This is a genomic window from Pseudoalteromonas sp. SS15 (genome assembly GCF_049257195.1).
Classification (GTDB): Bacteria; Pseudomonadota; Gammaproteobacteria; order Enterobacterales; family Alteromonadaceae; genus Pseudoalteromonas.
This window is the reverse complement of sequence record NZ_JBMMUD010000011.1, coordinates 55571-67808: the sequence shown is the minus strand read 5'-3', so window position 1 is coordinate 67808 and position 12238 is coordinate 55571. Positions and strand designations below refer to the sequence as shown.

Here is a 12238-nt window from a genome sequence, read left to right as displayed (position 1 = left end):
CTTTTGGGATAAAACATGGCTGCAGAAGAAGTGACTCTATCGAGCCATATTCAGCACCACTTGACCAATGCTAAGATGTGTTCAACCGATGCCGGTTTAGCCTTCAATAAAGCATGTGCGGACAGTGGATTCTGGACATGGCACGTGGATACCCTCGCATGGTCTATCGGTTTAGGTCTTATTTTCTTATGGATCTTCCGTAGCGCCGCTAAAAAATCAACCACAGGTGTACCTGGCAAGTTTCAGTGCTTCATCGAGATGATCGTTGAGTTCGTTGGCGACAACGTACGCGACACTTATCACGGTAAAAGTGCTCTAATTGCGCCATTAGCCCTAACAATCTTTGTTTGGGTGTTCTTAATGAACCTGATGGACCTTATTCCTGTTGACTTCTTACCTGCATTTGCTGGTTTCGTTGGTGAAACTGCATTTGGTATGGACTCACACGATGTGTACATGAAAATTGTACCAACAACTGACATCAACCTAACAGCTGCACTGGCTATTGGTGTGTTCTTACTGATGATCGGTTACTCAATCAAGATGAAAGGTATTGGTGGTTTCATTGCTGAATTAACGCTTCACCCGTTCAGCTCTAACAATAAGATTGCCATGATCTTCTTGATCCCTTGTAACTTATTACTTGAAACAATTGCGCTGGTTGCTAAGCCATTCTCGCTAGCTCTGCGTTTGTTCGGTAACTTGTACGCTGGTGAATTGATTTTCATCCTTATCGGCGCAGTTGGTCTTATGCAGCTTCCGTTGCATTTCATTTGGGCAGTGTTCCACATCTTAGTAATCGTACTTCAAGCATTCGTATTCATGATGCTGACAGTTGTTTACTTAAGTATGGCTAGCTCAGATAACCACTAATTATTTATAGATTTTATTAACTTTAACTTTAACTTTAAGAAACTTTGGAGAAAAAAATGGAACTAGTAGAAGGTTTAAAATTCATCGCTGTTGCTCTACTTATCGGTTTTGGTGCTATCGGTACTGCGATCGGCTTCGGTAACATGGGTGGTAAATTCCTAGAAGCATGTGCTCGTCAACCTGAACTTGCACCTTCACTACAAGTTAAAATGTTCATCCTAGCTGGTCTAATCGATGCTGTAGCAATGATCGGTGTTGGTATCGCAATGGTATTGTTGTTCGTACTTTAATATTATTTTTGAACAGCTTACTATTTTAAGGAGGAGCGGTTGTGAACTTAAACGCCACTCTAATAGGTGAATTAATTGCATTTACGGTTTTCGTACTTTTCTGTATGAAATACGTATGGCCACCGTTAAATGGTGCAATTGAAGCTCGCCAGAAAAAGATTGAAGATGGCTTAGCTGCCACTGATAAAGCTGAACAAGAACTTGAAGTTGCGCGTAAACAAGCTGCTGAGCAGCTTAAAGAAGCGAAAGCTCAAGCAGCTGATATCGTTGAACAAGCTAAGAAGCGTGCTGCGCTTATCGTTGACGAAGAGACAACGCGTGGTCAGCAAGAACGTGAAAAAATCATCGCTCAAGGTCACTCTGAAATTGAATCAGAGCGCAGCCGAGTTTCAGAAGAGCTACGCAAGCAAGTTGCTACGCTTTCTGTAGTTGGTGCTGAGCGCATTTTAGAGCGTGAGATTAACCAAGCTGCACACAGTGACATCGTTGAAAAACTTGTCGCTGAGCTTTAAGTAGGGGGTCTGAGCATGTCTGAATTGACTACTATCGCTCGCCCATACGCTAAAGCAGCTTTTGAACTTGCCGTTGAAAAAGGCAATGTTGAAGCATGGAATGAAATGCTGTTCTTCGCTGGTCAAGTGGCCAGCGATGAGCAAGCAAGTTCATTACTAGCTAGCATTCCAACAGCTGCAGAACAAGCTGATGTTTTCATCAAAGTTTGTGCTGAACAGCTCAACGAACAAGGTCAAAATCTTATCAAGCTGATGGCCGAAAATGAACGTTTAGCCGCCATCCCAGCAGTTGCTGAAATCTTTGCTGAATTTAAAGCAGAGTTTGATAAAGAAATCGACGTAGACGTGGTTTCTGCAACTGAACTTGCTGCTGAGCAGCAAGACAAACTGGTCGCGGCACTTGAAAAACGTTTCGCACGCAAAGTTAAGCTGAATTGTAGCATCGACGAAACCGTTGTTGGCGGTTTAGTTATCAAAGCTGGTGACACCGTGATTGACGGGTCTGTCCGAGGCAAGTTGGACCGCCTAGCGGTATCGCTACAATCGTAATTGGGAAAAAGAGCATGCAACTTAATTCCACTGAAATTTCTGCACTGATCAAACAACGTATTGAACAGTTTGAAGTTGTTAGTGAAGCACGTAACGAAGGTACTATCGTATCTGTTACTGACGGTATCATCCGCATCCACGGTCTAGCTGACTGTATGCAAGGTGAGATGATCGAGCTTCCTGGCAACCGTTATGCTATCGCACTAAACCTTGAGCGTGACTCAGTAGGTGCAGTAGTAATGGGTCCTTACGCTGACCTTAAAGAAGGCGTAAAAGTACAATCTACAGGTCGTATCTTAGAAGTACCAGTTGGTCGTGGTCTACTTGGTCGTGTTGTTAACACACTAGGTCAGCCTATCGATGGTAAAGGTGCACTAGACAACGATGGTTTCGAGCCAGTTGAAAAAATCGCACCAGGCGTAATCGAGCGTCAATCAGTAGATGAGCCAGTACAAACTGGTTATAAGTCTATCGATGCGATGATCCCAGTTGGTCGTGGTCAGCGTGAGCTAGTAATCGGTGACCGTCAGACTGGTAAAACGGCTCTAGCAATCGATGCTATCATCAACCAAAAAGACACAGGCGTTAAGTGTGTGTACGTAGCGGTTGGTCAGAAAGCGTCTACTATTGCTAACGTAGTACGTAAATTAGAAGAGCACGGTGCACTTGAAAACACTATCGTTGTTGTTGCATCAGCTTCTGAATCAGCAGCGCTACAATTCCTAGCGCCATTTGCTGGTTGTACTATGGGTGAATACTTCCGTGACCGCGGTGAAGACGCACTAATCGTATATGATGATCTGTCTAAGCAAGCTGTTGCTTACCGTCAGATCTCACTACTACTTAAGCGTCCACCAGGCCGTGAAGCATACCCAGGTGACGTATTCTACCTTCACTCACGTCTTCTAGAGCGTGCATCACGTGTAAACGCTGATTACGTTGAGAAGTTCACTAACGGTGAAGTGAAAGGTAAAACAGGTTCATTGACGGCATTGCCAATCATTGAAACTCAAGGTGGTGACGTTTCTGCATTCGTACCTACCAACGTTATCTCAATCACCGATGGTCAGATCTTCCTAGAAACTGACTTATTCAACGCAGGTATCCGTCCAGCTGTTAACGCTGGTATCTCGGTATCTCGTGTAGGTGGTGCAGCGCAAACTAAAATCGTTAAGAAACTAGGTGGTGGTATCCGTCTAGCGCTAGCTCAGTACCGTGAACTAGCGGCGTTCTCTCAGTTCGCTTCTGACCTTGACGATGCAACGCGTGCACAGCTTGAGCACGGTGAGCGTGTAACAGAGCTAATGAAGCAGAAACAATACGCACCAATGTCTGTTGCTGAAATGTCTCTGTCTCTATTTGCTGCTGAGAAAGGTTTCCTACAAGACATCGAAATCAACAAGATCGGTGATTTCGAAGAAGGCCTAATCGGTTTCGCAAACAGCACTTACGCAGAGCTAATGGCTCAAATCAATGAAACAGGTAACTACAACGCTGAGATCGAAGCGCAGCTTAAAGAACTTCTAGAGAAGTTCAAAGCAACGCAAACTTGGTAATTTAGTTATGGATGGTGAGTGTTCTTAGAATGCTCACCTTGATTCGGAGAGAGAGTCATGGCCAGCGGAAAAGAGATTAAAAGCAAGATCGGGAGTATCAAGAATACTCAGAAGATCACCAGCGCAATGGAAATGGTTGCTGCTTCTAAAATGAAGAAAGCACAAGACCGTGTGGCTTCAAGCCGTCCATACGCTGAGAACTTACGCAAAGTGATCGGTCGTGTTGCTCAAGCAAATCTTGACTTCCATCACCCGTTCTTAGAAGAGCGTGATGTGAAGCGAGTTGGTTATATTGTCATCTCTACAGACCGTGGTCTATGTGGTGGTTTAAACTCAAACGAGTTTAAGAAAATCACACAAGACGTAAAAGCGTGGAAAGAAAAAGGCGTTGAAGCTGAATTCGCTACTTTAGGTAGCAAAGCTGCTGGTTTCTTCCAACGTTTCGGCGGTGATTTACTCGCTAAAAAAGCGGGTCTTGGAGATGCACCTTCAATTCAGGACGTAATTGGTCCTGTAAAAGTAATGCTAGACGCATTCGCTGAAGGCAAAATTGACCGTTTATTCGTGGTATATAACAAATTCGTAAATACCATGAAGCAAGAGCCAACGATCGAACAGTTATTACCTTTGCCAAAAGCTGAAGAAGAAGTATCAGCTCACGCTTGGGATTACCTATATGAGCCGGGCCCAGAAGCGATCCTAGAGACGCTATTGGTTCGTTTCATTGAATCACAGGTTTACCAAGGTGTAGTTGAGAATGCTGCCTCTGAACAGGCTGCCCGTATGGTTGCGATGAAAGCCGCAACTGATAACGCAGGCGACCTAATGGATGAGCTGCAACTTGTTTATAACAAAGCCCGTCAGGCTGCAATCACACAAGAAATCAGTGAGATTGTAGGCGGTTCGGCAGCTGTATAACGCTTCGGCAAAGTTTAACGAGAGGAATAGACATGAGTTTAGGTAAGGTCGTCCAAATTATCGGCGCCGTTGTGGACATCGAGTTTCCACAAGACAACGTGCCAGCCGTATATGACGCACTAAAAGTTACAGATGGCGACTTAGCTGGTTTGACTTTAGAAGTTCAACAGCAGCTAGGTGGCGGTGTGGTACGTGGTATCGCACTTGGTACTACTGACGGTTTACGTCGTGGTACTTCAGTAGAAGGCACAGGCGAGCCAATCAAGGTTCCAGTTGGTACTAAGACCCTAGGTCGTATCATGGATGTACTTGGTCAGCCAATCGATGAAGCAGGTCCAATTGGTGAAGACGAGCGTATGTCAATTCACCGTGCTGCGCCTTCATACGAAGATCAATCAAGTTCAGTAGAGCTTTTAGAGACTGGTATCAAGGTAATCGACCTTGTATGTCCATTCGCTAAAGGTGGTAAAGTTGGTCTATTCGGTGGTGCCGGTGTAGGTAAAACCGTAAACATGATGGAACTTATCCGTAACATCGCAATCGAGCACAGCGGTTACTCAGTATTCGCAGGTGTTGGTGAGCGTACTCGTGAGGGTAACGATTTCTACCATGAGATGAACGATTCAAACGTACTAGACAAAGTATCTCTAGTATACGGTCAGATGAACGAGCCACCGGGTAACCGTCTACGTGTTGCACTAACGGGTCTAACTATGGCTGAGAAGTTCCGTGACGAAGGTCGTGACGTACTTTTCTTCGTAGATAACATCTACCGTTACACACTAGCGGGTACTGAGGTATCAGCACTTCTAGGTCGTATGCCATCAGCGGTAGGTTACCAGCCTACACTAGCTGAAGAAATGGGTGTACTTCAGGAGCGTATCGCGTCTACTAAGACTGGTTCAATCACGTCTATCCAAGCGGTATACGTACCTGCGGATGACTTAACTGACCCATCACCAGCTACGACGTTCGCGCACTTAGATGCAACAGTTGTACTTTCTCGTGACATCGCATCACTTGGTATCTACCCAGCGGTAGACCCACTTGATTCAACGTCACGTCAGCTTGACCCTCAAGTAATTGGTAACGAGCACTACGACACAGCACGTGGCGTTCAGACTGTACTTCAGCGTTATAAAGAGCTAAAAGACATCATCGCGATCCTAGGTATGGACGAGCTATCTGACGAAGATAAGCAAGTTGTATCTCGCGCACGTAAAATCCAGCGTTTCCTATCTCAGCCGTTCTTCGTTGCTGAGGTATTCACAGGTGCACCTGGTAAATACGTTTCACTGAAAGACACTATCTCTGGCTTCAAAGGCATCTTAAACGGTGAATACGATGACATGCCAGAGCAAGCTTTCTACATGGTTGGCTCAATCGACGAAGCGATCGAAAAAGCCAAAAACATGTAATTTAGGAGGGTGTTATGGCAATGACAGTACATCTTGACGTAGTAAGTGCAGAGCAGAGTGTATTCTCTGGTGAAGTAACCACTATTCAAGTGACAGGTAGTGAAGGTGAGCTAGGTATTCATCCTGGTCACGCGCCACTATTGACTGGCCTAAAACCTGGTATGGTACGTTTAGTTAAACAAGATGGTTCTGAAGACATCATCTATGTTGCTGGTGGTACGCTTGAAGTTCAACCTAAGACAGTAACCGTTCTTGCGGACGTTGCTATCCGTGGTGAAGAACTTGATGAGCAGGCTGCTGAAGAAGCTAAGCGTGAAGCGCAAGCACAAATGGCTTCAGGCACGACGTCTGAGCTTGATACGCATGCTGCAGCTGTACAGTTAGCAGAAGCAATCGCTCAGCTACGTGTTATTCGCCAGCTACGCAAATAATACATCCTATCTGGTTTAAAAAGCCCGCACTGCAAAGTGCGGGCTTTTTTATTGCAATTTAAAAATCTATATATTGATGTTATTTATACATTTTTTTAGAATCAGCAATAAAGTATAAAAACGGTACAAAGAGTTAAGTAGGACATTAGCTTGGCTGTAAACGAGATGTATGATGAAGGAATTCAATTTTAGCAGTGCCATTGTGCAGGTTAAGTTCGCACAGTGGGAACTTGATCCGAAACGACAAGTCATTAGCGATGGTGATATAAGTCGAGAGCTCGAGCCCCTACTTTATAAATTATTATGTTATTTTCTCCTCAATAATGAAGAAATCATCACTCGAGAAGACTTAATTGAGCATGTATGGCGACAACATTATGTTGACGATAATGCCATAAATCGCGCGGTGTCTGAGCTGAGAAAATTGCTTAAATCAGATAAGTTTAAAGGGACAATAATCAAAACGCACTATCGCAAAGGCTATAGTCTTGCTGTCGATAGAGAGCTCGTCGGTTTCGATGGAAAGCAGAACAATATTGGTGTAATTAATACCCCAGCGGCTAGCATACCGAGTCAACCAAAGCACCCACCCTATAATTTCTCATTACGTATTTTATTGGCATCCTGTGTGGTGTTTGTTTTGGCCATAATTGGCTATTGGTTTATCCACCAGCAAGGTCCAACGCAGTCAAATGAGGTTGCCCTTCGCAAGTTCAGTGACGCATCAACACAAATATTAAGCTGGCAAGACGCGAGTTTTAGTCAACTTAAAGTGCACCCTAATAACAACGTTTACGCTTATGTAACTGAATCAGGCGGTGAACAAGGTATCACAGTACAAGCACTAACAGGTGAGGTCTCAAAACAGATTTCTTTTGCTGGTAGTAAACTGACTTTGTTGGGCTTTTCAGCCATATATACTGACGTTTTTTACAGGGAGGAGAACATTGAGAACGAGTGTGGTATTTGGCGTGTTAATTATTTAAAAGACACGCCGGCTGAAAGAGTTATGGAATGCGGCGGCGATATTCGCTCATTGATAGAATATGATGATCGTTATCTGGTATTCGACCGCTTAGGCTATCGTGACCAGCAAAATATACGCGCCATTTATACCTATGATAAAGTTCGTGAGCAAACCTCGAGAATTACAGCGCCAGGAGAAAGGTCTTATGGCGATTATTTACAGGCCATAGATATAGCTAGCAATAAAATCTATTTTCTCAGAGTTTTACCCGAGAATTCAGATGTTTTTTACACGGACATTGAAGGTAGCTATGCATCAAAATTGTTTAGCGATGACTTGATGATTAACAACTTAAACTTTGTTAACGATGATCTATATTTCTTTGGTCTATCTTCTCAGTCACTCTATAAGTACGATGAGATAAATAAGCAAAGTATTGAAATTAAGAAAAATGATTCTAAGCAGGCATTCCAAAACGTATTTAAAATATCAGAATCTCAAAGTATTGCTCAAACTTTGCCTTTTGAAGTGGTAATTGACTTACATTCTTTTAGCGAAACAAAAAAAGTTAACCTGGATTATAAGGGTAATATAAACAGCGCAATTCGCTTAAAACAATCACAACAGCTTGTTGTTTTGGCTTTATTCCCCGCAAGCAACTCAAGCATATTGAGCTTTTATGACGATGCCGGCACTAAGCAGCAAGAGATCTCTTTTGATGAACATAGCTTAAAGATTAAGCCCTCTCTTGATGAAAGGCATCTTTTTGTAAGACATAATAAAGCTGTATCTGTGTTAGACCTAGATGGAAAGCTAATAAAAAGACTAGAATTTGAAGGGAAAGTGTTAACGATAGAAGTCATGTCTGGTGGGCGTTTGGCGGCCGTAGAGCAAATTGCGGGCGAAAATAATGCCGTCGTTATTGATGTGCTATCAGGTACGCGTAAACGCTTACCGATAAAAGATATCATGTGGTTTAGCTGTTTTGAGGAATATCGTTGCCTTACGCAAAACTTCTATGGTGAATTACGCGTGTATGACCTAAGAAAATTGGGATTTGAATCTCAGATAGCAAAAACGGATACTATTTTTCCTACCTTTACTCGTTTAAAAACGGGGTTTTATTTTACAGATAGAGAAGGTATGAAACAGTTTGATCTAAAAACATTTGCCATAAAAGAACACCTATTGCTACCTAAAGAAGTTCGTGAAAATGATCGCTTTGCTACGATTTTGCTAGATGAAACGAGTCAACTCCATATCAGAATTGAACCTCGCAACAATGAGGTTGTTTTACACAGCTTTAGCCTGCAATAGGTTAATGCGATTAACTTTTTATTAAGGGCGCCAGATGTTTAATTAAAACCACGGCGCTTTTCTTCTTTTTATTCACGTCGTGAGTTCTTAGACGCATGTGGGTGTTAAAAATGTAGTTTCTTCTTATGCTTTCATTAATTCATTAGCCATTTTAAATATGATGGATTTGCCGTTACTAGCTGCTTTTTATTCTCACCACAGGTTTGGTAACTAATATACTTATAAAGAGTTTCTTATCGTTTCCTAATAATTAAGCTTAACTTTATGAAATTATGAGTTAAGTTTATTTTTCGCCTAATTTGAGCAAGCGTATTTTTCAACGCAATATGTGTCCACTCTCTGATTGCGAATACGGACATACCGATATGATGTTAAGAAACAAACTTGCTTTAATCACGCTGGCACTGATGTCGCATTATGCTGCTGCACAAAGCACTCACGACCGCGCATATACAACATTGGCTACGCCTACACAGCTTTCACAAGCCGGTTTTGTAAAAAGCCAACATGACGATCGTAGCTACGGTGAAATGCGTTTAGATAATGGGTTGCGCGTCGTTGTTGTGTCAGACCCTTCAGTTGCTGAATCAGCGGTGAGTTTAAGTGTTGGAGTGGGGCAATTTCATGATCCTGAAAACTACCAAGGCTTGGCGCACTTTCTTGAGCATATGATTTTCCAAGGTTCTCAGTCTTACCCGACCCCTTATACTTTGAAAGACTTCATTACCAAGCACAATGGTCACTACAATGCGATGACAGAAGCACAGCTGACCACGTATTTCTTTACTATTTCAAGTGCACAATTTGACACGGCTTTGACAATGTTGTCAGACGCCATTGCTGCGCCTTTATTTAAAAAAGAAAACATAGATAAAGAACTCACGGCAATAGAGCAAGAGTGGCAACGTCTTAGACAGCAAGATATGTTTGTGGTCAGTCGTACATTAGCGAATACGGTAAACCCAGAACACCCAATTAAGCAGTTGGGGGTGGGTAATAAAGCAACCTTGCAAAATAAAACTGGGCACGGGCAGCTTAGTCTTTACAAAGCGATGCAAGACTTTTATCAAAAGTACTACTCATCGAATATCATGACTTTAACTTTGGTTGGTGATCAATCGATTGACGAGTTAAAAAAGCTGGCTAAAAAGCACTTTGCTCAGTTACCAAACTGGGAGGTTGCTGATCCGCGAATTACCTTACCAGTATTCACACAAGACACGCTAAATAAAGAAATTAAGCTAAAAACAAAAGTGGCAGCTGATTTATTAATGTTGCAATTCCCGCTGCAGAATAATTTTACGACTTGGCAATACAAGCCCAATGCATATCTAAATATGTTGTTGTCTTCACACGAGCCAGGTTCTTTGGCTGCTAAACTGATTGAGCAAGAGCTAGTTCATATGGTGCTGCCTATGTTATCTCCTAATGCTTATGGCAGCGAAGGAACTGCACTAATACAATTTCAACTAACTGAAAAGGGCAAAAAGAACAAAGATAAAATTATCGCTGCCTTTTTTGATTATGTTGCTTTATTGAAGCAAGAAGGCATAAACGAGGGCTACAGTGCAGAGCTAAAACAGCAATTACAAGGTTTGTTCAATGACTATCAAAAACCCTCAGCATTGCATTTAGCAAGACAGTTTAGCCGTATGATGCATAGCGTGCCGGCAAAAGATATTCTGCATTTTGATACGTATTTCTCAGGCTTTAATGCAAAAGCAATTGAACAGGTGCTCAATAACCTTACCCTTGATAAGGCGCGCATTTGGCATGTCAGCGGTAGTGAACAAGTTGATACTCAATTAAGTTATGCCGATGGCGGGTATCAGGTCGCACCATTATCGAAAAAAGACAAAACCATTTACGCCGCAAGCTCTGGTTTGAAGTTTAATCTTCATGAACCTGAGTTAGATGCTGCACAACATGATGTGCAAATCATCACGCAATCAGATAAACCAAAACAGCTTCTCAATGACAAAGGGGTAAGGGCATGGTTAAAAACAAGTAAGCATTTTACTCAGAAGCAAGGCGTCATAGCGATTTCACTTGAAAGCCCAAAACTGAACCAAGACCTTAAAAGTCACACGTTGACCAACTTATTAAGCCTCATGATGCTGAAAGACTTACAGCGACTCGGCGTACGTGCTCAGCAGCGTCATCAAACAAATTTGATGTTATTGCAAACATCAAACGGTAATTTAGCCATAAACATTGCCGGGAAAACGGCAAAACATGGCTATTATGCTCAAAAACTGTTTCAAGCAATGGCTGATATGGAGTTTAAAGAATCTCGCTTTAACAGTGCTAAAAAACTCTACAGTGAAAATTTAAGCAATCTTGATAAGTTGCCGTTAATCCAGCAATCAGAGCTTTATTTTGGGCAATTAGTTAAAACTGAGGCCATGCATTGGTCACCGCAAGAAATAATTGCTCAACTTGAGACCGTGACACTGTCAGATGTTAAAGCAATGCATAAGCAGTTATTAACCGCAACGTATGTCGATTTGTTCGCGTTTGGTCAATACGGCGAAGGTGAGATAAAAACCATTACCAACTCAGTGCGCTCAATATTAGGTGACACAAGCCAAGTCAATAAGCCGATATATCTTGATGAATATAAACCTGTTAAAGGCTCAGCACTCAACAAGAAAGTTACCACGCCGTTTGATAATACTTACCTTAGAGAGAGCTATATCTATCCGCAAGAATCTTTACCGGTACTATCAGCTCTGAAAGTGATCAATCAGCTGTTTAATAACGCCATATTTAAGACTTTAAGAACTGAAAAGCAAATGGCTTATGCTGTTGGCAGTCGGGCGTTCAGAGTTCACGAGTTTCCGGCATTTAGTGTATTTATGGAAAGCGCTGATGCTTCACTTAACGAGATTAAAACCGAGTTTGACAACTTTATAGTCGGTTTTTACAGCGGTTTAGAACAAGTGTCAGAACAAGATATTACAACAGTAAAGCAAGGCTTGATAAAAGAGCTGAAGAAAAAGCCTGAGAATATTTTTGTTGAATCTCAGCCGTATTTCTCTGATTGGCAGAAAGGTAACTACCAGTTTGATTCAAGAGCGCGTTACGAGCAAGCACTTGAAAAGTTAAATAAACAGCAAGTACTCGATGTCTATAAACAAGTTTTACTCGAGTACCAAGCAGAAACTGTCTTACTACAACTAAAAGGGGATGACTCTAAGGGCGGGTATTTCGAGTTTAGTAAGTAACCTGAAATCTGGATAGACAATATATCTTCAGCAATTACTTATTCAATATCAATACGCTAGAAAATCTCTTAACCAAAGTTCAGGTTAAGTAGATCTTGCTGATTAAATTGTACAAGTAGGTTGAGGGGGTCTTTAGCCTACTTATTTTCAGTCTGGATTTTTCAGCGGTTGTTTGGGAGC

Annotated in this window: 10 protein-coding genes; all 10 read left to right on the top strand. The window is 42.2% G+C overall.

The annotated features are described in order from the left end of the window. The first annotated feature begins 15 nt into the window (after window positions 1-15). Window positions 16-873, top strand: coding sequence for a F0F1 ATP synthase subunit A (atpB, locus tag AAEU28_RS18945; RefSeq protein WP_421965498.1), 858 nt, complete (start codon window positions 16-18; stop codon window positions 871-873). A 56-nt stretch (window positions 874-929) separates the two neighbouring features. Beyond that, a complete protein-coding gene (atpE, locus tag AAEU28_RS18940; protein WP_349284987.1) occupies window positions 930-1163 on the top strand; it encodes a F0F1 ATP synthase subunit C in 234 nt (77 codons plus the stop codon). 41 nt (window positions 1164-1204) lie between these two features. Beyond that, window positions 1205-1675 carry a F0F1 ATP synthase subunit B gene (atpF, locus tag AAEU28_RS18935; RefSeq protein ID WP_058031482.1) on the top strand — a complete coding sequence of 157 codons (471 nt, stop codon included), beginning with the start codon at window positions 1205-1207 and terminating at the stop codon, window positions 1673-1675. 15 nt (window positions 1676-1690) lie between these two features. Next, window positions 1691-2224 (top strand): F0F1 ATP synthase subunit delta, encoded by a 534-nt coding sequence (gene atpH / locus AAEU28_RS18930; RefSeq protein WP_058031481.1) that lies wholly within the window; start codon window positions 1691-1693, stop codon window positions 2222-2224. A 14-nt stretch (window positions 2225-2238) separates the two neighbouring features. Then, on the top strand, window positions 2239-3780 hold the full coding sequence (gene atpA / locus AAEU28_RS18925) for a F0F1 ATP synthase subunit alpha (RefSeq protein WP_058031480.1): 1542 nt from the start codon (window positions 2239-2241) through the stop codon (window positions 3778-3780). 57 nt (window positions 3781-3837) lie between these two features. Continuing rightward, window positions 3838-4698 (top strand): F0F1 ATP synthase subunit gamma, encoded by an 861-nt coding sequence (gene atpG, locus AAEU28_RS18920; protein WP_421965497.1) that lies wholly within the window; start codon window positions 3838-3840, stop codon window positions 4696-4698. 32 nt (window positions 4699-4730) lie between these two features. Further along, the gene (gene atpD, locus AAEU28_RS18915; RefSeq protein WP_058031478.1) at window positions 4731-6116 is read left to right on the top strand and encodes a F0F1 ATP synthase subunit beta; all 1386 of its coding nucleotides are present in this window, start codon (window positions 4731-4733) and stop codon (window positions 6114-6116) included. 14 nt (window positions 6117-6130) lie between these two features. After that, a complete protein-coding gene (locus AAEU28_RS18910) occupies window positions 6131-6547 on the top strand; it encodes a F0F1 ATP synthase subunit epsilon (RefSeq protein WP_421965496.1) in 417 nt (138 codons plus the stop codon). A 169-nt stretch (window positions 6548-6716) separates the two neighbouring features. Beyond that, window positions 6717-8831: a winged helix-turn-helix domain-containing protein gene (locus tag AAEU28_RS18905; RefSeq protein WP_421965495.1), complete on the top strand. Its 2115-nt coding sequence runs from the start codon at window positions 6717-6719 to the stop codon at window positions 8829-8831. Window positions 8832-9196: 365 nt separating this feature from the next. Then, entirely contained in the window at window positions 9197-12058 is a 2862-nt protein-coding gene (locus AAEU28_RS18900) for an insulinase family protein (protein ID WP_421965494.1), read from the top strand. The last annotated feature ends 180 nt before the right edge of the window (window positions 12059-12238 follow it).